This is a genomic window from Curtobacterium sp. VKM Ac-2922 (genome assembly GCF_022815645.1).
GTDB lineage: Bacteria > Actinomycetota > Actinomycetes > Actinomycetales > Microbacteriaceae > Curtobacterium.
On record NZ_JALGRO010000002.1, the window covers coordinates 337,388 to 358,267 of the forward strand.

The window sequence follows — 20,880 nt, forward strand, 5'->3', positions numbered from 1 at the left end:
GGCTGCCCGTCAGAGCGTCACGACGACCTTCTGCGCCGACACCCCCGCGCGCTGGCGGTCGAGCGCGCCCTGCACGGCGTCGAGCCCGGTGCCGGCGACGACGGGCGCGGGGACCGGCAGCAGGGTGCCGTCGGCCAGGCCCTGCGGAAGCGTCTCGGCCCACAGCCGGTGTCCGACCTCGTCGTCGCGCAGGCTGCTCCCCCAGATGAACCCGGTGCGCACGCCGGCACGACGGGCACGGACCGTGAAGCCTGCCATGGTGAGACCGATACGGGTGAACACGGGGACCATCGCCGGGAACAGCCGACGACGTCCGGCGAGCCCGTCGAGCGACACCGGCGTGCTCGCCATCGCCAGCACGTCACCCCCGGTCCGACGGAGCACCCGCAGGCAGGCATCGGCGGACCCGGTGCCGATCGCCACTGCTCCCCGGACGCGGCGTCCGGCGATGCCCTGGACGAGCTGCGCGACGGCGTCCGGATCGTGGTGGTCGACGACCACGTCGGCGCCGAGTGCGCGGACCGTGGCGGCGTTCCGCGGTGACGCGGTGCTGACGACGTCGTACCCGGCAGCGCGCGCCAGCTGGACCGCGTTCATCCCGACACTCGTCGAGCCGCCCCACACCACGACCACGCCCCGGTCATCCGCTCCGTCCACCTGCGATGTCCGGCCCGGCATCGGCAGGCCGAGGTGCCCCGGCTGGAAGAGCGCGCACGCCGCGGTCGAGGCGGCGAGCGGCACGACGGCCGCCTGTTCGTGGGACATCCCCTCGGGAGTCGGCGCCGTCAGCCGTTCGAGGAGCGCGGTGTACTGCTGGAAGGCCCCCTCGTGTCGCGGGTCCCGTCCCCGGTCCGTGCCCGTCGCCAGCCCGAACACGCGGTCACCGACGGCGAACCGCGTGACGCCGGAGCCGACCGCGACGACCTCGCCCGCGACGTCCGAGCCGAGGACCGCCGGGGTCGGCAACCACCGGTAGGTGACGGATCCGGTCCCCTGGATGATCCAGTCGACCGGGTTGACCGCGACCGCTCGGACGCGCACGACGACCTCGTCGGCGCGGGGCTCGGGCATCGGGGCGGACTCGACGACGAGCGGGGTCCGCGGTGCACGGAGCACGGCGGCGGTGTTCTCGGGCATGGTGGACCTCTCCGGGTGATGACACGTGGTGTCGTCACTGTAGTCGGTGATGACACGGAGTGCCATCACCCCTATGCTGGAGCCATGGCGCGATGGGCACCGGACTCCCGTGAACGACTGCGAGCGGCGGCGATGGAGCTCTTCGCCGAACGGGGCTTCGCCGCGACCACCGTGCCGGACATCGTCGACCGCGCCGGGTTGACCCGCCGCACGTTCTTCCGGCACTTCAGCGACAAGCGCGAGGTCTTCTTCGGTGACGACGAGATCCCGGCGATCGCGACCCGGATGCTGGCCGCGGCGCCGCGGGACCTCGAGCCGTTCACGGTCGTGCTGCGCGGACTGCACGACCTGGCCGAGCACCGCTTCGAGCCGCGACGCACCGAGATCCGGGCGGCACGGCGCATCATCGACGGCGAACCGGCGCTGCTCGAGCGCGACCTGCGGAAACAGGCCGACCTGCGCGTGGCCGTCCGCGACGGGTTCCTCGGGCGGGGCGAGGAACCGCTCACCGCCGAGGTACTGGCCGGCATGACCGTCGAGCTCTTCCAGACCGCACTGACGGCCTGGTCGGCCGACGAGACGGACGCGCCCTTCGGCGTCCACCTGGATCGCTCGGCCGAACGGATGCGGGCCGTGCTCGGCAGCTGACCGCGAACGGTCGGTCGACGGCGCCGGAGACCGTCAGCCGGTGCGCTGCGCCCACCAGGCCGCGAAGGCCGGGTCGTGCGACAGGACGATCATGAACACGACCGTGCTGAAGACCGTGGCCAGGACACCGCCGAGCACCGGGACCCAGGCCGACCGCTTGCCGGCTCGCAGTCGACCGACGCTCCACGCGACGGTCAGCACCAGGATCGCCAGGGCACCGACCAGGTTGACGTTCGCCGCGGTCGTCAGCGCCGACGGGTCGGACAGGGTCGTGGACTGCTGCTCGATCGCACGTCGGACGTCGGTGGCCACGAGGCCGGTGCGGAAGTACCGGACGACCGTCCACAGCCCGAGGCCCAGCAGCATCAGCGTCAGGAACAGGTCGCCGGGTGATGCACCCAGGCGCTTGGCGGCGGCCGGAGCGGGGCGGGGGCCCGACGCGGAGCGCGTGGTCGACGCGGCGGGGCTACCCTGGCCTGCGGTCGCTGCGGCGCGATCCGAGCGCTCCTGCTCGGCGAGCACGGGGTTCACCCAGCCCGCCGGGGCGTACTCGCCGTACTGCGGTGCGGGACGGCCCTGGACCGGACCCGCTGCCGGAGCCGATGCCGACGGGACGGAGCTGTGCCGGGCCTCCTGGGCGGTGGCGTCGTGCGGAACCACGCCCGCGTCACGCAACGGGACGGCCGACCAGTCGTCGTCGCTCATGCCCGACGCCCGCCGAGCGCCCGCGTCGGGTTGCCGTCAGCGTCGGTCCGGAGTTCCTTGGGCAGTGAGAACATCAGGTCCTCGTGCGCCGTCACCACTTCCTCGACCGTGCCGTAGCCGGCGTCGGCGAGCTGCTCGAGCACCTCGTGGACGAGTTCCTCGGGCACGGAGGCGCCACTGGTGACCCCGACCGTGCCGACCCCGTCGAGCCAGCCCTGCTGGATCTCCTCGGCGTAGTCGACGCGGTGCGCCGCACGGGCGCCGTGCTCGAGTGCGACCTCGACCAGGCGGACGCTGTTCGACGAGTTGGCCGAGCCGACCACGATCACCAGGTCCGCCTGCGGAGCGACCTTCTTGATCGCGACCTGGCGGTTCTGCGTGGCGTAGCAGATGTCGTCAGAGGGCGGGTCCTGGATCGTCGGGAACTTCTCGCGCAGCAGCCGGACGGTCTCCATGGTCTCGTCGACGCTCAGCGTGGTCTGCGACAACCAGACCAGGTTGTCCGGGTCGGCGACCTGCAGCGCGGCGACGTCGGCCGGACCGTTGACCAGGATCGTCTGGTCGGGCGCGTGGCCCATCGTGCCCTCGACCTCTTCGTGGCCGGTGTGCCCGATCAGGATGATGGTGCGGTCGGCCTTGGCGAAGCGGGAGGCCTCGCGGTGCACCTTCGTGACCAGCGGGCAGGTGGCGTCGATCGCATGCAGCTCGCGTTCGGCCGCGCCGGCGACGACCGCGGGTGAGACGCCGTGCGCGCTGAAGACGACGTGCGAGCCGCGCGGGACCTCGGCCACGTCGTCGACGAAGACGGCACCGCGCTGCTCGAGCGTCGAGACCACGTGCACGTTGTGGACGATCTGCTTGCGCACGTAGACGGGCTCGCCGTACTGCTCGAGCGCCTTCTCGACGGCGATGACGGCGCGGTCGACGCCGGCGCAGTAGCCACGGGGCGCGGCGAGCAGGACCTTCTTGGTGCCCGCGACCGGCTCGTTCCGCAGCCGCCCGCGCGGCGCGGGGCTGCGCGGCGGAGCGAGAGGGACCGTGTGGCCGTTCGTGATCGTCACGTCCCCGATGATAGGTGAGCGGCACCGACACGGCCTGGGCGCCGGCGGCCGGTGGACGTCAGCGGTGTCCGGCAGCATGGGACCGCACCACCAGGAGGAGCACATGGCGATCGAACAGGGACCCCCGACGGCAGACGACCCGTGGCCCGTCGCGCTGCTCGGCGCCAAGATGCGGGACTGGATCGACCGACTCGGCACCGCGTGGATCGAAGGCGAGATCACGCAGTGGAACGTCGCCGGCGGCAACGTCTACGGCAAGCTCAAGGACCTCGAGGTCGACGCCACGGTGTCCTTCTCGATCTGGTCGAGCGTGCGTTCCCGGGTGCCCGCCGACCTGAAGCAGGGCGCGCGCGTCGTCGCGGCCGTCAAGCCGAACTACTGGGTCAAGGGCGGCTCGCTGACGATGCAGGTCGTCGAGATGAAGCACGTCGGACTGGGCGACCTGCTCGAACGACTCGAACGGCTACGTCGCACCCTGGCAGCAGAAGGCCTGTTCGACCCGGCGCGCAAGCAGCGTCTGCCGTTCCTGCCGCACCGCATCGGCCTGATCACGGGCAAGGACTCCGACGCCGAGAAGGACGTCACGCGGAACGCACAGCTGCGCTGGCCGCAGGTCGAGTTCCGCACCGTGCACGCCGCAGTGCAGGGTGAGCGCGCCGTGGCCGAGGTCACGGCGGCGATCCTCGAACTCGACGCCGACCCGACCGTCGACGTCATCATCATCGCCCGTGGCGGTGGCGACTTCCAGAACCTGCTCGGGTTCAGCGACGAAGGACTCGTCCGGGCTGCCGCCGCGGCGAGCACGCCGATCGTGTCCGCCATCGGGCACGAGGCCGACCGCCCGATCCTCGACGAGGTCGCCGACCTGCGTGCGTCGACCCCGACCGACGCCGCCAAACGCGTGGTGCCCGACGTGGCCGAGGAACTCGCCAACGTCCGTCAGGCCCGGGCTCGACTGGGACTCCGGCTCTCGCACACGCTGTCGGTCGAGGCCGACCGGATCGCCGCACTGCGGTCACGTCCGGCGCTGGCGTCCACCGCCTGGCTCGTCGACACCCGCGCCGAAGAAGTGGCCCGCGACCTGTCCCGCGCCCGGGAACTGCTGGACCGCCGGCTCGAACGGTCACACGCCGAGGTCGGACACCTGACCGGACGGCTCCGCGCGCTCTCACCGCGGGACACCCTGCGCCGTGGGTACGCGATCGTGCAGACCGCCGACGGATCGGTCGTGCGGGCGGCGTCGGACCTGGGCGCTGCCGCGGACGTCCGCGTCACGCTCGGTGCGGGCACCGCGACCGGCACGCTCGCGCCCGAGGGCCCGGGGCCGGACGGCGAAGGCTGAACCGCGTTCTCCACAGGCGCACGGCGCACGGCAGCGGGTCGGTGGGTGCTCGGTAGGATCGGAGCGTGTCATCCCAGCAGCAGCCCGCGCCGTCCGAGCCCGCACCGTCCGAGCCCGCCGACGTCAGCGCCCTGAGCTACGAAGCGGCTCGCGACGAACTCGTCCGCGTCGTCGCCGAGCTCGAGCAGGGCTCCGCCACGCTCGAGCGGTCGCTGACCCTGTGGGAACGCGGCGAAGCCCTGGCGGCCCGCTGCGAAGAGTGGCTGGTCGGCGCCCGTGCCCGGCTCGACGCCGCCCGCGCCGGATCTGAAGCCGCCGATGCGTCCGACCGCGGGAGCGCACGCGCATGACCGACCCCGAGACCGGCCGCCCGGTCGTCGCCGAGCTCGGTCGCCCCGAGACGGCCGAAGAGACCTGGGCGCGCAAGGACACCGCCCGGCGCGCCCGTCGTCAGCACCAGACGGCCTTCAACCTGGTCCTGGCACTCATCGCGTCGCTCGGCATCGTGGTGTTCCTGGTCGCCGTCGTGGCCCGACCCAACGGCACCGTGGACCAGGACGTCGACTACCGCCAGGTCGCCGCCCAGGCAGCCGTGCCGGGGGTCACGCTCGCCGTCCCCGACCTGCCCGACACGTACTCGTCGAACCGCGCCGACTTCAAGGACCGAGCGGCCGACGGAGTCGACGTCTGGACCGTCGGGCTGCTGACCCCCGACAAGCAGTTCATCGGGCTGCAGCAGGGCATCGACGCCAACCCGACCTGGGTCGCGAACCAGCTCGACCAGCACGCCGCCACCGGCAGCCGCACCATCGCCGGCACGAAGTGGACGGTGTACGACCGTCGCGACCAGGGCAAGGACGCCGGCAACCAGGCGTACTCGCTCGTGACGACGTTCGGACGCAACACGATCGTGCTCGCGGGCACCGCCGACGACCGGTCGTTCCGGACCGTCGCCACCGCCCTGACGCGACAACTCGGCTGACCGACCCCGAGCCTCCTGCACGACAGGAACGCAGCACCACAGGAACGCAGCACCACCCGAACGCCCTGACACCCGAAGCAGCACCCGAGGAGCCGATCCCATGACCGACCGCGCCGCGTCCACCCCCGCCGACGCCCTCCGCCTGCTCGTCGACGGCAACGCCCGCTTCGCCGCCGACAAGCGCCGGACCGGCCGCATCGACCCCGAGCGCCGCAGCGAGCTCGCCGGTTCGCAGGCACCGTTCGCCACCGTGCTCGGGTGCTCCGACTCCCGCGTGCCGTTCGAGCACGTCTTCGACGCCGGCATCGGCGACGTGTTCGCCATCCGCAACGCCGGCCAGATCGTCGACGACGTCGTGCTCGGCTCGATCGAGTTCGCGGTCGTCGCGCTCGGTACCCCGCTCGTCGTGGTGCTGCGGCACACCAAGTGCGGTGCCGTCGCCGCTGCCCGATCCGGCGAGCCCGTCCCGGCACCGCACCTGCAGGCCCTGGTCGACGCCATCGCGCCGAGCGTCGAGCGTGTCCGCGCCACCGACCCCGACATCCCGCAAGAGGCCATCGGTGCCGCACACCTCGAAGCCACGCTGCGTGCGGTGCTCGAGCGCTCCGGTGCCGTGTCCGACGCCATCGCCGAGGGTAGATTGGCCGTCGTCGGCGCGACCTACGACCTGACCACGGGCCAGGTCTCGATCGACACCGTCGTGGGCGACGCCTGACCCCCGGGGCCCACCGCCCGGGCCGGCCACCGGCCCGACACCGGGCAGACGGCACACCACCACGCCACGACGACCACCCGGCCGCGACCGCGACCGGTGCACCACCAGGAAGGACCACGACGACGTGACCGACACCACCGCGAACCCCGCGACGACCGAGTACCGGATCGAGCACGACACGATGGGCGAGGTCCGCGTGCCGGCCTCGGCGTTGTACCGGGCGCAGACGCAGCGTGCCGTCGAGAACTTCCCGATCTCCGGCACCGGGCTCGAGCCCGCGCAGATCATCGCCCTCGCGCGGATCAAGCGTGCGGCGGCCATCGTGAACGGGCAGCTCGGGATCATCGACGGCAGCGTGGCCGACGCGATCCAGCAGGCGGCCGACACGATCATCGCCGGTCAGCACCACGACCAGTTCCCCGTCGACGTCTACCAGACCGGCAGCGGCACCTCGTCGAACATGAACATGAACGAGGTCCTGGCGACCCTGGCGTCCGACGTCGCGGGCAGCCCGGTGCACCCGAACGACCACGTGAACGCGTCGCAGTCCTCGAACGACGTCTTCCCGACCTCGGTGCACGTCGCCGTCACCGAAGCCCTGATCCGCTCCCTGGTGCCCTCGCTCGCGCACCTGGCCGAGTCACTCGAGGCCAAGGCCACGCTGTGGGCCGACGCCGTCAAGTCCGGTCGCACCCACCTGATGGACGCCACCCCGGTCACCCTCGGGCAGGAGTTCGGCGGCTACGCGCGCCAGATCCGCCTGGGCATCGAGCGCGTCGAGGCCACGCTCCCCCGCGTCGCCGAGGTCCCGCTGGGCGGCACCGCCGTCGGCACCGGCATCAACACGCCCAAGGGCTTCCCGCAGCAGGTCATCGCGCAGCTCGCCAGCGACACCGACCTGCCGATCACCGAGGCGCTCGACCACTTCGAGGCCCAGGGCGCACGCGACGCCCTGGTCGAGGTCTCCGGGGCGCTCAAGGTGCTCGCCGTCAGTCTGACCAAGATCAACAACGACCTGCGCTGGATGGGCTCCGGCCCGAACACCGGCCTGGGCGAACTGCACATCCCGGACCTGCAGCCCGGCTCGTCGATCATGCCCGGCAAGGTCAACCCGGTGATCCCCGAGGCCACCCTGATGGTCGCTGCGCGGGTCATCGGCAACGACGCCACCGTGTCGTGGGCCGGTGCGTCCGGCGCCTTCGAGCTCAACGTCGCGATCCCGGTCATGGGCACCGCCCTGCTCGAGTCCATCCGTCTGCTCGCGAACAGCTCGCGGGTGCTCGCCGACAAGACGATCGACGGGTTGCAAGCGAACCTCGAGCGGGCGCGCGGCTTCGCGGAATCGTCGCCGTCGATCGTGACGCCGCTCAACCGTGTGATCGGGTACGAGGCCGCCGCCAAGGTCGCCAAGTACGCCGTCGCCCAGGGCATCACCGTGCGCGAGGCCGTCGTGGCGCTCGGGCACGTCGAGCGCGGCGACGTCACCGAGCAGCAGCTCGACCAGGCCCTCGACGTCCTGAGCATGACGCACCCGAACTGACGGACACCTCCCACCCACACACGAAAGCGACAGATCTCCGCGGACTGTCCGCGGAGATCTGTCGCTTTCGCAAGGAGGACGGCCGAGCGATGGGCCCCCGCGCTACACCAGGTCGGGCGAGTCCAGCATCTCGGTCACCAGCGCAGCGATCGCCGAGCGCTCCGACCGCGTCAGCGTGACGTGCGCGAACAGCGGGTGGCCCTTCAGCCGCTCGATCACCGAGGCGACCCCGTCGTGCCGGCCGACCCGCAGGTTGTCGCGCTGTGCGACGTCGTGTGTGAGCACCACGCGCGAGTTCTGCCCGATGCGGGACAGCATGGTCAGCAGGACGTTGCGCTCGAGCGACTGCGCCTCGTCGACGATCACGAACGCGTCGTGCAGCGAACGACCGCGGATGTGGGTGAGCGGCAGGACCTCGAGCATGCCGCGCTCGACGACCTCGTCCAGCACGTTGTCCGACACCAGCGCGCCGAGGGTGTCGTAGACCGCCTGCGCCCACGGGTTCATCTTCTCGCTGGCATCACCCGGCAGGAAGCCGAGTTCCTGGCCCCCGACCGCGTACAGCGGGCGGAACACCATGATCTTCTTGTGCTGCTGACGTTCCAGGACCGCTTCGAGCCCCGCGCACAGGGCGAGCGCCGACTTGCCCGTGCCGGCGCTGCCGCCGAGGGACACGATGCCGATCTCCGGGTCGAGCAGCGCGTCGATCGCCAGGCGCTGCTCGGCGGACCGGCCGCGCAGGCCGAAGACCTCGCGGTCCCCGCGCACCAGGGACACCGAGCCGGCGGTGTGCACGCGGCCGAGCGCCGACCCGCGTTCGGAGTGGATGACGACCCCGGTGTTGACCGGGACACCGGCCAGCTGCGAGGACGCGATCTCCTCGCGCTCGTACAGGTCGGACATCTGCTCGCCCGACACCTGCAGGTCGGTGATGCCCGTGTACCCGGAGTCGACGGCGAGTTCGGCGCGGTACTCCTCGGCGGCCAGCCCCACCGAGGCGGCCTTGACGCGCAGCGGCAGGTCCTTCGACACGACCACCACGTCGAGACCGTCGTTCGCCAGGTTCATCGCGACGGCCAGGATGCGGGAGTCGTTGTCGCCGAGCTGCAGCCCGGACGGCAGGACGGACTGGTTGGAGTGGTTGAGCTCGACGCGCAGCGACCCGCCGTCGCCGACCGCGACCGGGAAGTCGAGCCGTTCGTGCTCGATGCGGAGCTCGTCGAGGATGCGGAGGGCCTGCCGGGCGAAGTACCCGATCTCGGGGTCGTTGCGCTTGGACTCGAGTTCACTGACGACCACGACGGGCAGCACGACCGCGTGTTCGTCGAAGCGGAACAGGGCCCGCGGATCGCTCAGCAGCACCGAGGTGTCCAGCACGTACGTGCGCTGGGCGGTGTCCGTCGACCGCGCGGCCGAAGCCGAGGTCGACGCTGCTGACGAGGTTCCGTGGGAGACGTTCTGAGAGGTCACGACCACTCCATCCCCGGGCCGCGACGGGCCCGGTCCTTGTCCTCGACACGGCCACGGAGCGGGTCCCGAAGCACCGACTGTGGCCGCTTCGATCGGGCGCGGTGCCCGATGTGGTCAAGCTACGTCGGCCCACCGACAGGGTCGTCACCGACACGCGGATCGCTCGGTTACGTTCGCGTGAACGGGACCTGAGCGCCTGTCGGCCGGGAGGCCCGGGGCGGCCCCGCCACGCGCCTTCCGCCCGCCGGTCCCACGTCCCGCCCGCACCCGTCCCGCCGAGTCTCGGCCCGGCGGACACAATGCGGCATCCGGCGGCGCAAAACTGTCCGCATGGCCGAGACTCGGCGCCGCCGGCCCGCCGGCCAGCCGCGCGGAGCGCGCGCCCGGCGTCAGGCGGACGTGGCGTACGAGATGCAGGCGTCGCGGAACATGTCGAGCGTCTCGTCGGTGGTCGACGCGAACACCGACACGCGGACGTTGCCCGACCGGGTGCTCGTCGTGACCCCGTGGTTGTGCAGCGCGGCCGACAGCGCGGTGAGCTTGCCCGCGGCCGGTCGGAGCACCACGATGCCCGCACGCTCGGCCGGGTCGCGGCTGGACTCGACCTCGAGCCCGAACTCGTCCGCGATCGCGAACACCCGCTCGACACGGTCCGACACCCGCTCCTGCACGGCGGCGACCCCGACGGCGGTCAGGCGTTCGAGGGCGACCGCCATGCGCGCCTGGGCGACGGGGTCGATCCGCGTCATCGTGAACCCGGCGGCACCCGGTTTGACCGACGGCACCTCGGCGGGCCACCCGGTCGTGCCGTGCGGCCCGGACAGTGCGGGGCGCAGCCGGTCCAGCGCGCGGTCGCTGAACGCGACGAAGCCCGTGCCCCAGCCAGCGTGCAGCCACTTCTGTCCGCCGGTGGCGACGACGTCCGCGGCCTCGTACGCGGCGTCGGTGACCCCGAACCCCTGGATGGCGTCGACGATGAGCAGGCGGTCGCCGATGACCTCGCGCATCGCGGCCAGGTCCGTCCGGTAGCCGGTGCGCCAGTCGACCAGCGACACGGCGACAGCGGCGACGTCATCGCCGTCCTGCAGGCGCGACCGGACGAGCGACGGGGTGACCCAGCCGGCACCGGACTCGATGACGACGGGGCGGACGCGGCCGCCGGTGGCCGACGCGGCGCTGGCGAGCGCGAGCGGCATCGAGGGGTAGTCGTCCGCGGCGACGAGCACCCCGCCCGTGAGACCGAACGCGGTGTGCAGCAGCCCGGGCGTGGTGGCGGTCTGCGAGACGACCTGGTCCTCGCGTCGCCCGACCAGCCGTGCGGCCACGGCGCGGACGCGGGCGTCCTGCTCGTCGAGGGTGTCCATCGCACCGAAGCGCATGTGCGCCTGGATGGTGCCGAGCACGCGCTGTTCCTCGAGCACGGCGGTCTGGACCGGTCCGAACGCCGCGTGGTCGAGGTAGCCGGGGTCTTCGGAGAAGCCCGCGGCATACTCGTCGATCGTGGTCACAGGGTGCACCTTTCAGCGGAACAGAACCCTGAGAGTCTACTGGGACGGATCGGACGCATCGACCAGTCGGCCGATGCACGCACTCAGCCGCCGAACCGGCGTGACCGCAGCCCGAAGTCGCGGACCGCGCGCAGGAAGTCGACCTCGCGCAGGTCCGGGTAGAACGCCTCGACGAAGTAGAACTCGCTGTGCGCGCTCTGCCACAGCATGAAGTCCGACAGGCGCTGCTCGCCCGAGGTCCGGATCATCAGGTCCGGGTCGGGCTGCCCCTGCGTGTACAGGTGGTCGCCGATGAGCTCGGGGGTCAGCACCTCGGCCAGGGTGTCGAGCGTGCCGCCGCCCTCGCCGTGGGCACGGACGATGCTGCGCATGGCGTCGGCGATCTCGCGCCGCCCGCCGTACCCGACCGCCAGGTTGATGTGCAGCCCGGTGTGGTCGGCGCTGCGGGACTCGGCATCGGCGAGCGCGGTCACCAGCGCAGGTGGCAGCCCGTCGTTCGACCCGACGTGCTGCACCCGCCACGAGCGGTGGTGCGAGAGTCGGTCGGCCAGGGTGGCGATGATGTCGAGGAGCTGTTCGAGCTCGTCGCCGCCACGCCCCTTGAGGTTGTCGGCGGACAGCAGGTAGAGCGTGACCACCTGCACGCCGAGGTCATCGCACCAGCCCAGGAACTCGGGGATCTTCGCCGCGCCGGCACGGTGTCCGTGGGCGGCGGTCTCGAGCCCGAGCTGCTTGGCCCACCGCCGGTTGCCGTCCACGATCATCGCGACGTGCTTGGGCTTCGGGGCGTTCTCGATCTCCTTGCGGATGCGCTGCTGGTACGCGCGGTAGAGGATCCCGCGTCCCGCCCATCCCAGCCTGCCCGTCACGCGACGAGCGTAGTGCACCGAGCCTCGGTGCGGACTCCCAGCGGAGCCGCGCCCGGCGGCCATATCGTCGGAGCATGCAGCACGACCGGGACGCCCAGACCCTGCCCCACGTCCCGTTCTCGGAAGAAGCCACGACCTCCGTTGACGAGCGCCCGGCCTGGCGCGGCTGGATCCACCTCGGCACGTTCCCGTTCGCGCTGGCGATGGGCATCGTGCTCGTCACGCTCGCCGCCACCCCCGCTGCGAAGGCCGGTTCGGCGGTCTTCACGGCGACGTCACTCGTGATGTTCGGCGTCTCGGCGACGTACCACCGCTTCCCGTGGGGGCCGACGGTCAAGCGGGTGCTCAAGCGCATCGACCACACGAACATCTTCCTGCTCATCGCGGGGACGTACACGCCCGTCGCGGTCTGTGCTCTGCCACACACGCTCATGGTCGTGGTGCTCTGGGTGATGTGGGGCGGCGCGCTGCTCGGCATCGCCTTCCGCGTGTTCTGGATCAACGCCCCGCGGTGGCTGTACGTGCCGCTGTACCTGGCGCTCGGCTGCGCGGCACTCGGCATCCTGCCCCAGCTCTTCGCAGCGAGCGTGCCGATGACGGTGCTCGTGCTGGCCGGCGGTCTGGCCTACGTCATCGGTGCGGTCGTGTACGGGTTCAAGTGGCCGAACCCGTCGGCGACGGTCTTCGGCTTCCACGAGGTCTTCCACGCCCTGACGGTCGCCGCGTTCGCCGCGCAGTGGGCGGGCATCCTGATCGTGGCGCTGCACCCCGTCCGCTGACCACGCGCGTTCTGTCCCCTCGCACGCGCGATGGGAAGTCGGATCGCGCGTGGTCACCCCGAAGATCCGACCCACCACGCGCGATCCGACCCACCACGCGCGGGCGCACCACCGGGCGGACGGGAGGCTCGTGGCGATGCCGCCACACGCCTGCGGTCCGTCAGGTGCTCGGCTAGCCGCGCTCGGTGTCGTCGTCGACGTCGGTGCGGCCCGGCTCGGCCGGCCCGTCGGCCGGGGTCTCGCCACGCGCCTCGGCCTCGAGGCGGTCGCGGATCTCGGCGCGGTAGCGGGTGCGTCGGATGCGTCGGGTCATGTCGACGATGAGCAGGATCGTCACGACCGCCACCAGGGCGATCGCGATGAAGCCGACCACACCCGGAGTGACGTCGACGTCCGGCACGGCCGAGGTGGGGCTGGGGCTCGGGGTGGCGGCGAGCACCGCTGCGATGACACTCACGCGTTGTCGTCCTGTTCCGGCGGGATGCCCGTGAAGAGATCGGTCTCGGGCACCTCGGTGGGCACCCGGGCGTCGATCAGCTGGTAGTCCTCCGTCGGCCACAGCGTCGCCGCCAGGTCGTTCGGCAGGTGGAAGAACGCGCTGTCCGGCGGCACCTGGCTGGCGTGGGCGCGCAGTGCGGCGTCACGGGCGTCGAAGTACTCGTGCACGTCGACGTGGGTCGTGGACAGGTCGGGTCGGTCGGCGAACCGTTCGACCCACTCGCCCAACTGCTCCACCGCCGGGCTGTCCGGCTCGCGTTCCCTGAGCGCCTCGAAGATCGTGCGGAAGCGGACGGGGTTCATCGTGCGCTCGTAGTACAGCTTCGCGATCTGCCACGGTTCGCCCGCCTCGGGGTACTTCGTCGGGTCGCCGGCATCGCGCCAGGCGGCCATCGAGACCTCGTGTGTGCGGATGTGGTCGGGGTGCGGGTAGCCGCCGTTCTCGTCGTAGGTGACGAGCACGTGCGGGCGGAACCGGCGCACGACCCGCACGAGTGCTTCGGTGGAGTACTCCAGCGGCACGGTCGAGAACGTGCCCGGCCGGACGGTCTCGCCCTTGTCGGCATCGGGCAGGCCGGAGTCGTGGTAGCCGAGCCAGACGTGCTGGATCCCCATCGCTGCCTGCGCTGCCGCCATCTCGCCACGACGGAACCCCGCCATGTCGCGGTGGGCGCGGCTGGTGGCCGGTTCGCCGAGCTGTTCGTTGAGGATGTCCCCGGCTTCGCCACCCGTGCACGAGACCACCAGGACCTCGTTGCCCTCGGCCACGTACTTCGCCGCGGTGGCCGCTCCCTTGCTCGACTCGTCGTCGGGGTGGGCGTGCACGGCCATCAGGCGGTAGGCCACGGAGGTTCCTCACTGCTGGGGATCGGGGACTCGGGTGGACACGAGGCGACGTGAACTACCCTGGGACCAGGATATCCACCCCGGGAGCCCCCAACTGTCCGAACACCCCACCCCGAGCGCCACCGCCACCCTCGACGACCGCTACGGCCGCACCCCCGGTCGCTCGCGTCGAACGCGGCTGATCGCGATCCTCGTCGCGGCGGCGATCGTCGTGGTCTTCGGCGCCTGGGTGATCTGGGCCGGCCCGGGCCAGACCTCGCACGGACTCGACTCCGACGACGTCGGCTACAAGATCGTCTCCGAGCACCGCGCGACCGTCGACTCGCAGGTGTCGGTCGACCCGGGCACCGCCGCAGAGTGTGCCGTCCAGGTGCTCGACAAGTCGTACACGATCGTCGGGTGGAAGGTCGTCACGCTGCCTCCGGCCACGGAACGCACCCGCTCGATCACCACCACGGTCAACACCACGACACGCGGCGTGACCGGCTTGATCCACACCTGCTGGGTTCCCTAGACTGCCCTGATTCGCCTGACGAGATCGACCGCTCCGGTCGGTCTCGTTCTTTCATGGCCGAAGGGATGACCATCATGAGCAACGACACGCAGGCCACCTGGCTGACCCAGGACGCCTACGACCGTCTCAAGGCGGAGCTCGAAGAGCTGAGCGGCCCCGGCCGTGCCGAGATCGCGAACCGCATCGAGGCCGCGCGCGAAGAGGGCGACCTCAAGGAGAACGGCGGCTACCACGCCGCCAAGGACGAGCAGGGCAAGATCGAGGCCCGCATCCGCGTCCTCACGAACCTGCTGAAGACCGCCACCGTCACCGAGGCCGAGTTCGACGGCACCGTCGAGCCGGGCACCGTCGTCACGGCCACGATCGCCGGCGACCCGTCGACGTTCCTGGTCGGCTCGCGTGAGATCGTCGCCGAGGGCTCGGACCTGACCGTCTACAGCCCCGTCAGCCCGGTCGGTGCTGCGATCGTCGGCCTGCGCGCCGGCGACTCCACGCACTACACCGCGCCGAACGGCAAGGAGATCGCGGTCGAGGTCACGAACGTCGAGCGCTACGAGCCGTAGGCGCGCTGCGCATCGGACAGGAGGCCCGTGGCGGGATCGCCACGGGCCTCCTGTCCGTCTCGGGGTCGGGAACCGACCCCACCGGTCACCGCCGGCTCAGGGCTGCAGCAGCTCCGGGCGGAAGCCGGCCTCGTGCAGGCGCTGGATGACCTCTTCGGCGTGTTCCGGCCCGCGAGCCTCGATCGACAGGTCGAGCGCGACCTGGTTGATGACGAGCCCCTGGCCGTGCCGGGTGTGCAGGACCTCGACCACGTTCGCGCCGGCGTCCGAGATGACCTGCGCGACGCGGGCCAGCTGCCCCGGGCGGTCCGGCAGCATGATCCGGATGCCGATGTAGCGCGACGCGGCGACCAGACCGCGGGTGATGATCCGCTCCATCATGAGCGGGTCGATGTTGCCGCCGCTCAGCAGGACGACGGTGCGGCCGGTGTCGTGGACGGCGCCCGACATGATCGCGGCGACGCCCACGGCACCGGCGGCCTCGACCACGAGCTTCGCGCGCTCGAGCAGCACCAGCAGTGCGCGTGCCACGTCGTCGTCGGCGACCGTGACGATCTCGTCGACCAGGTCGCGGATGATCGGGAAGTTCATGTCGCCCGGACGCGCGACCGCGATGCCGTCGGCGATGGTGGGCGTCGTGGCGATCGTGACGGGCTCGCCAGCGTCGAGCGAGTCAGGGTAGGACGCGGCGTTCTCGGCCTGCACCCCGATGACCCGGATCGGGCGACCGAGGCGTTCCGCCAGGCCCTTCACCGCGATCGCGATGCCAGAGATCACGCCACCGCCACCGATCGGCACGACGACCGTGTCGACGTCGGGCACCTGGTCGAGGATCTCGAGACCGACCGTGCCCTGCCCGGCGATCACGTCGGGGTGGTCGAACGGCGGGATGAAGACGGCGCCCGTGCGGTGGCCGAAGTCCTTGGCGGCGGACAGCGCTTCTTCCACCGAGTGGCCACGCAGGACCACCTCGGCGCCGTAGTGCCGGGTCGCCTGCAGCTTCGGCAGGGCGACGCCGACGGGCGTGAAGATCGTGGCGGGGATGCCGAGCTCGCGGGCTGCCAGGGCGACCCCCTGCGCGTGGTTGCCGGCGCTGGCCGCCACCACGCCCATCGCCCGCTGTTCGGGGGTCAGGGCCGCCAGCCGGTTGTAGGCGCCGCGCAGCTTGTACGCCCCCGTGCGCTGCAGGTTCTCGCACTTCAGGTGCACCGGGGATCCCAGCAGCTCGGCCAGGAACTGCGACGTCTCCATCGGCGTGACCCGGGCCACGCCCGCGATCGTCTGCCTGGCCCGCTCGATGTCGTCGAGGGTCGGGATCGTCAGCGCGGTGGTGTCGGTCACCGTCCCATCATCGTCGGTCTCCGGGCCGGAGACGAACCGATGACGCTAGTTGGTGCTGGCCGTTCCCTCAGTTGCGGTGCCGTCCTTGTCGCTGCCGGGGGCCGGCACGTCGTCGTCGGCCGTGTGCCGACGGCGACGTGAGAGCTGCAGCTGCCCGTGCTGCCCGCGCTTCGGGGTCGCCTCGAGCACGTGGTCCGAGTCGAGACGGCGCCAGCGGCCACTGGCGATCGTGGTCACCATGGCGTTGAGCGTGGCGATGAGCGGGACGGCGAAGAACGCACCGGCGATGCCCGCGAGCCCGGAGGCCGCCGTGACGCCGAGGACCACGGCGAGCGGGTGCACCTTGACGGCGTTGCCCATGACCAGGGGCTGCAGGATGTGGCCCTCGATCTGCTGCACGAGCAGGACGACGGCGAGCACGAGCACGGCCGCCACGGGCCCGTTGAAGATGAGCGCGACGAACACGGCCAGGAACCCGGTGACGATCGCACCGACGACGGGGATGAACGCGCCGAGGAACACGAACGCGGCGATCGGGATGACCAGGGGCATGCCGCCGAAGAACAGCCCGACGATCCACGCGCCCAGGCCGATGCCGACCGCGTCGACGAACGCCACGAAGATCTGCACGCGGATGAAGCTGGTCAGGGTGATCCACCCGGCGACCCCGGCACCGTCGACGGCGGCGCGGGCCTTGCGCGGGAACAGCCGGACGGTCCAGCGCCACACGTTCTTGCCGTCGATCAGCAGGAAGATCGTGGTGAACAGGATGATGAACAGTGCCTCGAACGCGTGCGTGGCACCCGATCCGGCGCTGGCCACCCCGGACAGGATCGACGCGGCGTTGTCCTGCAGCCACTTCGCGCCGTCGTTCAGCCAGCCGTTGACGTCGGACTGTGAGATGCCGAGGCCGGAGTTCAGGACGAAGTCCTTGATGTTGGCGTACTGCGACACCGTCCGGTCACGCAGGGACGGGTACGAGGCGATGACCTGGTCGACGACGAGCCAGACGAGCGCACCGATCGCCGCCAGCCCGCCCAGCAGGCTGATCACCACGGCCAGCCACTTGGGGACGTGGTGGCGCTGCATCCAGTTCGAGATCGGGATGAGGAGCGCCGACACCACGATGCCGACCAGGAACGGGATGAGGATCTCGCTGAACACCGTGACCAGGTAGATGAACAGGGCGATCACCCCGACCACGACCAACACCCGCCAGGACCACGCCCCGGCGATGCGCATGCCGATCGGTACCGATTCCTCGACCACGGGGTCGGGGTGCTTCTGCTTCTTGCCCCATGCCATGCCGCTGAGTGTATCCACGGGTGCGCGATCAGGTGTCGGATGCGACATGTGGCCTGTCGTCGGTCGTGTCTGCCGTGCTCGGTAGGGTCGCGACATGCCCAGGTCCACGCTCTCTGCGGCCGAGGCCCGTCGTGTCGCGCTCGTGGCACAGGGATTCGGCCGTCCACTCCCCGACTCGGTCACCACGCGCACGCTCAACGCCGGCATCCAACGGCTCGGCCTGCTGCAGATCGACTCCGTCAACGTGTTCGAGCGCAGCCACTACCTGCCGCTGTTCGCCCGGCTGGGGGCGTACGACAAGGCCCTGCTGGACGGCCTGACGATGACCAGGCGCGGTCCGCACGTCGAGTACTGGGCGCACGAAGCCGCCTTCGTCCCCCGCGCCGACCTGCCCCTGTTCCGCTGGAAGATGGACGCCTACCGTCGGCGGGACGCCGGGCCGACCCGCATCGAGGGGGTCGAGCGCACCGCGGCCGTCCGCCGCGAACTGCACGCCCTGCTCCGCGCCCAGGGGCCGATGCCCGCCAGCGCCGTCGAGCACGAGTCGAACGTCCGGCGCGGTCCGTGGTGGGGGTGGAGCGACGTCAAGCTCGGCCTCGAGCAGATGTTCCGCTGGGGCGACGCCGTCAGTGCGGGGCGGTCCGGCTTCGAGCGCGTCTACGCCCTGCCGGACCAGGTCCTGCCGCCCGGGCTGCTGGAGTCCGCTCCCGAGCGCCCGGACGCGATCCGCGAACTCGTCGCCCGTGCCGCACGCGCGCTCGGCGTCGGCACCCGGGCCGACATCGCCGACTACCACCGACTTCGATCGGACGACACCGCCACCGCGGTGGCCGAGCTGCAGGACGCCGGGGTGCTGCTGCCCGTCCGGGTCGAGGGCTGGCGAGAACCGGCTTGGCTGCACGTGGACGCCCGGGTCCCCCGCACGGTGACGGCCGACGCGGTGCTCAGCCCCTTCGACCCCGTCGTGTGGTTCCGGCGGCGGGCCGAGCGCATGTACGGGTTCCACTACCGGATCGAGATCTACACGCCCGCACCCAAGCGGGTGTTCGGCTACTACGTCCTGCCCGTGCTGCAGGACGACGCCCTGGTGGGCCGGGTGGACCTGAAGAGCGACCGGCAGCGCGGGGTGCTGCGCGTGCGCACCGCGTGGCAGGAGCCCGGCGCGACCCTCGACGCGGAGCGTCTCGCCGTGACCCTGCGGCGGGCGGCCGCGTGGCAGGGCCTCGACGGCATCGAGGTGACCGACCGCGGGACCGCGGCCGCGCGGGTCGCGGGCGCGCTCGGCGTCCCGCTGGTCCCGCACGTCCCGGCGGACGACGGGCCCGCGGCCGACGCAGCCGACGCAGCGGACTCAGCCGACGCAGCCGACCGGGCTGCCGCGGCCGACCCGGCCGACGTCGTGTCTGCCGGCACCGCGGACTAGAAGCGGTCCTGGTTCGCCCGCAGCCGCTCGATCCGGTCGGGCAGCGGCGGGTGCGTCGAGAACAGCCGGTCCATCACCCCGGGCCGCATCGGGTCACTGATCCACAGGTGCGCCATCGACGAGTTCTGCGTCTGCATCGGCCGGCCGTACGCGCCGAGCTTCTCGAGCGCCCGGGCCAGCCCCTCGGGGTGCCGGGTGGTCAGCGCACCGGTGGCGTCGGCCAGGTACTCGCGCTGTCGGGACACCGCTGCCTGGATGCCCATCGCGGCGACCGGGGCGATGACCACGGCAGCCAGCCCCGCGATCAGCAGGATCGGGTTCGAACCACCGCCGTTGTCGTTGTTGCGGTTGCGGCCCCCGCTCAGCCCGCTGAAGATCGAGATGCGCACCAGCACGTCGGCGATGAGCCCCACCGCGACGACCAACCCGAACACGATCGTCGACACCCGGATGTCGTAGTTGCGGACGTGCCCGAGTTCGTGCGCCATGACACCCTCGAGCTCGGCGTCGTCCATGAGCTCGAGCAGCCCGGTCGTCGCGGCGACCACGGCGTGCTCGGGGTCACGGCCGGTCGCGAAGGCGTTCGGCGCGGGGTCGCGGACCACGAACACGCGGGGCATCGGCATCCCGGTGGTGATCGCGAGGTTCTCGACCGTCCGCCACAGTCGGGGCTCGGTCATCCGGTCGATCTCGATGCCACCCGCGATCGCCGTCGCCTGTCGTGCGGCGGTGAAGTACTGCAGCACCGCGTACCCCAGCGCGACGACCAGCACGACGATGCCGATCGACACGTTGCCGGCGAGGTATCCGCCCAGGAACCCGAGCGCTCCGATGACGACCAGGAACACCAGGACGATCAGGACGGTGTTGCGCTTGTTGCGCGCGATCGCGCTGTACACGGGCTGTCGTGTCGGCCGGGTGTCAGAACTGGACGCGCGGGGGCTCGGCGATGGCCGCCGGCTCGGACGTCTCGAAGAACGACGCCTGGTCGAAGCCACGGCGCTTGGCGAACGTCGAGTTCGGGAAGACGCGGATCTTCGTGTTGAGTTCACGGACACCGCCGTTGTAGAACCGGCGCGCGGCCTGGATCTTGTCCTCGGTGTCGACCAGCTCGGTCTGCAGCTGCAGGAAGTTCTGGCTGGACTGCAGCTGGGGGTAGCCCTCGGCGATCGCGAACACGCTCTTCAGGGCCTTCTGCATGTGCCCTTCGGCGGCCGAGGCCGCGTCGGCGTCCCCGGCGCTCAGGGTCTCGGCGCGGGCCTTCGTGACGTCGGTGAAGACCGCCTTCTCGTGCGTCGCGTACCCCTTGACCGTGTCCACGATCGTGGGGATCAGGTCGGCCCGGCGCTTGAGCTGCACGGAGATGTCGCTCCACGCTTCGTCGACGCGGACCTTGAGCGTCACCAGGGCGTTGTACGTCACCCAGAGGTAGATCCCGACGATCACGAGGACCACGACCACCACGCCGACGACGATCAGGGTCGTGATGAGTCCGGTGTCCATGCTGGCGTGCTCCTACGTCGAGGTCGGGTGAACCACCGGCGATTGTACCGACGCTCGTCGGGCCTCCCCTGCGCCGGACACCCGGTTCACGGCGGTTTCCCGAGTCATGCACACCGGGCGTCCGGACTGCG

22 protein-coding genes are annotated in these 20,880 nt (G+C 71.4%); 10 read left to right on the forward strand and 12 right to left on the reverse strand.

Features of this window, described 5'->3' with window-relative positions; all coding sequences use genetic code 11:
• Positions 1 to 9: 9 nt before the first annotated feature.
• Positions 10 to 1,137: a zinc-binding alcohol dehydrogenase family protein gene (locus tag MT346_RS03595; RefSeq protein ID WP_243561386.1), complete on the reverse strand. Its 1,128-nt coding sequence runs from the start codon at positions 1,135 to 1,137 to the stop codon at positions 10 to 12.
• A gap of 84 nt (positions 1,138 to 1,221) precedes the next feature.
• Here MT346_RS03595 and MT346_RS03600 point away from each other — a divergent pair, with 84 nt between their 5' ends.
• Positions 1,222 to 1,785, forward strand: coding sequence for a TetR family transcriptional regulator (locus tag MT346_RS03600; protein WP_243561387.1), 564 nt, complete (start codon positions 1,222 to 1,224; stop codon positions 1,783 to 1,785).
• Between the two features lie 33 nt (positions 1,786 to 1,818).
• On the opposite strand, the gene MT346_RS03605 is transcribed toward MT346_RS03600, so the two are convergent.
• Both MT346_RS03605 and MT346_RS03610 read right to left on the reverse strand, forming a co-directional pair.
• Positions 1,819 to 2,490, reverse strand: coding sequence for a DUF6264 family protein (locus MT346_RS03605; protein ID WP_243561389.1), 672 nt, complete (start codon positions 2,488 to 2,490; stop codon positions 1,819 to 1,821).
• Positions 2,487 to 3,551, reverse strand: coding sequence for a 4-hydroxy-3-methylbut-2-enyl diphosphate reductase (locus tag MT346_RS03610; RefSeq protein ID WP_374202497.1), 1,065 nt, complete (start codon positions 3,549 to 3,551; stop codon positions 2,487 to 2,489). The genes MT346_RS03605 and MT346_RS03610 overlap by 4 nt, the downstream gene beginning before the upstream one ends.
• A gap of 103 nt (positions 3,552 to 3,654) precedes the next feature.
• On the opposite strand from MT346_RS03610, the gene xseA reads away from it, so the two are divergent.
• From xseA to MT346_RS03635, 5 genes are all read left to right on the forward strand, one after another.
• Entirely contained in the window at positions 3,655 to 4,893 is a 1,239-nt protein-coding gene (xseA, locus tag MT346_RS03615) for an exodeoxyribonuclease VII large subunit (protein ID WP_243561390.1), read from the forward strand.
• Positions 4,894 to 4,958: 65 nt separating this feature from the next.
• Positions 4,959 to 5,243, forward strand: a complete 285-nt coding sequence (locus tag MT346_RS03620; protein WP_243561391.1) for an exodeoxyribonuclease VII small subunit — start codon at positions 4,959 to 4,961, stop codon at positions 5,241 to 5,243.
• Positions 5,240 to 5,875 (forward strand): DUF4245 domain-containing protein, encoded by a 636-nt coding sequence (locus MT346_RS03625; RefSeq protein WP_243561392.1) that lies wholly within the window; start codon positions 5,240 to 5,242, stop codon positions 5,873 to 5,875. Before MT346_RS03620 ends, MT346_RS03625 begins: the two co-directional genes overlap by 4 nt.
• A 100-nt stretch (positions 5,876 to 5,975) precedes the next feature.
• On the forward strand, positions 5,976 to 6,590 hold the full coding sequence (locus MT346_RS03630) for a carbonic anhydrase (protein WP_243561393.1): 615 nt from the start codon (positions 5,976 to 5,978) through the stop codon (positions 6,588 to 6,590).
• A 124-nt stretch (positions 6,591 to 6,714) separates the two neighbouring features.
• The gene (locus tag MT346_RS03635; protein ID WP_308221869.1) at positions 6,715 to 8,130 is read left to right on the forward strand and encodes a class II fumarate hydratase; all 1,416 of its coding nucleotides are present in this window, start codon (positions 6,715 to 6,717) and stop codon (positions 8,128 to 8,130) included.
• Between the two features lie 102 nt (positions 8,131 to 8,232).
• Here MT346_RS03635 and MT346_RS03640 read toward each other — a convergent pair whose 3' ends face one another.
• The 3 genes from MT346_RS03640 to MT346_RS03650 all read right to left on the reverse strand — a co-directional run bounded on the left by MT346_RS03640 (position 8,233) and on the right by MT346_RS03650 (position 11,977).
• A complete protein-coding gene (locus tag MT346_RS03640) occupies positions 8,233 to 9,606 on the reverse strand; it encodes a PhoH family protein (RefSeq protein WP_243561394.1) in 1,374 nt (457 codons plus the stop codon).
• Positions 9,607 to 9,989: 383 nt separating this feature from the next.
• The gene (locus MT346_RS03645; RefSeq protein ID WP_243561396.1) at positions 9,990 to 11,108 is read right to left on the reverse strand and encodes an aminotransferase class V-fold PLP-dependent enzyme; all 1,119 of its coding nucleotides are present in this window, start codon (positions 11,106 to 11,108) and stop codon (positions 9,990 to 9,992) included.
• A gap of 83 nt (positions 11,109 to 11,191) precedes the next feature.
• On the reverse strand, positions 11,192 to 11,977 hold the full coding sequence (locus MT346_RS03650) for an isoprenyl transferase (RefSeq protein WP_243561398.1): 786 nt from the start codon (positions 11,975 to 11,977) through the stop codon (positions 11,192 to 11,194).
• Positions 11,978 to 12,051: 74 nt separating this feature from the next.
• Between MT346_RS03650 and MT346_RS03655 the strand changes: the two genes are divergently transcribed.
• Positions 12,052 to 12,756 (forward strand): hemolysin III family protein, encoded by a 705-nt coding sequence (locus MT346_RS03655; RefSeq protein ID WP_243561400.1) that lies wholly within the window; start codon positions 12,052 to 12,054, stop codon positions 12,754 to 12,756.
• Positions 12,757 to 12,928: 172 nt separating this feature from the next.
• Here MT346_RS03655 and MT346_RS03660 read toward each other — a convergent pair whose 3' ends face one another.
• Both MT346_RS03660 and mca read right to left on the reverse strand, forming a co-directional pair.
• Positions 12,929 to 13,213 (reverse strand): hypothetical protein, encoded by a 285-nt coding sequence (locus tag MT346_RS03660; RefSeq protein WP_243561402.1) that lies wholly within the window; start codon positions 13,211 to 13,213, stop codon positions 12,929 to 12,931.
• Entirely contained in the window at positions 13,210 to 14,100 is an 891-nt protein-coding gene (mca, locus tag MT346_RS03665) for a mycothiol conjugate amidase Mca (RefSeq protein ID WP_243561404.1), read from the reverse strand. The genes MT346_RS03660 and mca overlap by 4 nt, the downstream gene beginning before the upstream one ends.
• A gap of 34 nt (positions 14,101 to 14,134) precedes the next feature.
• Here mca and MT346_RS03670 point away from each other — a divergent pair, with 34 nt between their 5' ends.
• The gene (locus MT346_RS03670) at positions 14,135 to 14,614 is read left to right on the forward strand and encodes a DUF4307 domain-containing protein (RefSeq protein ID WP_243561406.1); all 480 of its coding nucleotides are present in this window, start codon (positions 14,135 to 14,137) and stop codon (positions 14,612 to 14,614) included.
• A 74-nt stretch (positions 14,615 to 14,688) separates the two neighbouring features.
• Positions 14,689 to 15,177 carry a transcription elongation factor GreA gene (greA, locus tag MT346_RS03675; RefSeq protein WP_243561408.1) on the forward strand — a complete coding sequence of 163 codons (489 nt, stop codon included), beginning with the start codon at positions 14,689 to 14,691 and terminating at the stop codon, positions 15,175 to 15,177.
• A gap of 96 nt (positions 15,178 to 15,273) precedes the next feature.
• On the opposite strand, the gene ilvA is transcribed toward greA, so the two are convergent.
• Together ilvA and MT346_RS03685 are read right to left on the reverse strand one after the other, a co-directional pair.
• A complete protein-coding gene (ilvA, locus tag MT346_RS03680; protein ID WP_243561409.1) occupies positions 15,274 to 16,518 on the reverse strand; it encodes a threonine ammonia-lyase in 1,245 nt (414 codons plus the stop codon).
• 45 nt (positions 16,519 to 16,563) lie between these two features.
• Complete coding sequence (locus MT346_RS03685) at positions 16,564 to 17,823, reverse strand: AI-2E family transporter (RefSeq protein WP_243561410.1); 1,260 nt, start codon at positions 17,821 to 17,823, stop codon at positions 16,564 to 16,566.
• A gap of 94 nt (positions 17,824 to 17,917) precedes the next feature.
• On the opposite strand from MT346_RS03685, the gene MT346_RS03690 reads away from it, so the two are divergent.
• Positions 17,918 to 19,246 carry a winged helix-turn-helix domain-containing protein gene (locus tag MT346_RS03690; RefSeq protein ID WP_243561411.1) on the forward strand — a complete coding sequence of 443 codons (1,329 nt, stop codon included), beginning with the start codon at positions 17,918 to 17,920 and terminating at the stop codon, positions 19,244 to 19,246.
• Here MT346_RS03690 and MT346_RS03695 read toward each other — a convergent pair.
• Together MT346_RS03695 and MT346_RS03700 are read right to left on the reverse strand one after the other, a co-directional pair.
• Positions 19,243 to 20,145, reverse strand: coding sequence for a M48 family metalloprotease (locus tag MT346_RS03695; RefSeq protein ID WP_243561412.1), 903 nt, complete (start codon positions 20,143 to 20,145; stop codon positions 19,243 to 19,245). The genes MT346_RS03690 and MT346_RS03695 overlap by 4 nt on opposite strands.
• A gap of 22 nt (positions 20,146 to 20,167) precedes the next feature.
• On the reverse strand, positions 20,168 to 20,734 hold the full coding sequence (locus MT346_RS03700) for a LemA family protein (RefSeq protein WP_374202499.1): 567 nt from the start codon (positions 20,732 to 20,734) through the stop codon (positions 20,168 to 20,170).
• Positions 20,735 to 20,880 lie beyond the last annotated feature (146 nt).

Coding starts and splice junctions, on each gene's coding strand:
- xseA (WP_243561390.1), top strand. CDS start 3,655: ATGGCGATCGAACAGGGACCCCCGACGGCAGACGACCCGTGGCCCGTC.
- MT346_RS03595 (WP_243561386.1), bottom strand. CDS start 1,137: ATGCCCGAGAACACCGCCGCCGTGCTCCGTGCACCGCGGACCCCGCTC.
- MT346_RS03630 (WP_243561393.1), top strand. CDS start 5,976: ATGACCGACCGCGCCGCGTCCACCCCCGCCGACGCCCTCCGCCTGCTC.
- greA (WP_243561408.1), top strand. CDS start 14,689: ATGAGCAACGACACGCAGGCCACCTGGCTGACCCAGGACGCCTACGAC.
- MT346_RS03625 (WP_243561392.1), top strand. CDS start 5,240: ATGACCGACCCCGAGACCGGCCGCCCGGTCGTCGCCGAGCTCGGTCGC.
- MT346_RS03685 (WP_243561410.1), bottom strand. CDS start 17,823: ATGGCATGGGGCAAGAAGCAGAAGCACCCCGACCCCGTGGTCGAGGAA.
- MT346_RS03690 (WP_243561411.1), top strand. CDS start 17,918: ATGCCCAGGTCCACGCTCTCTGCGGCCGAGGCCCGTCGTGTCGCGCTC.
- MT346_RS03600 (WP_243561387.1), top strand. CDS start 1,222: ATGGCGCGATGGGCACCGGACTCCCGTGAACGACTGCGAGCGGCGGCG.
- MT346_RS03605 (WP_243561389.1), bottom strand. CDS start 2,490: ATGAGCGACGACGACTGGTCGGCCGTCCCGTTGCGTGACGCGGGCGTG.
- MT346_RS03655 (WP_243561400.1), top strand. CDS start 12,052: ATGCAGCACGACCGGGACGCCCAGACCCTGCCCCACGTCCCGTTCTCG.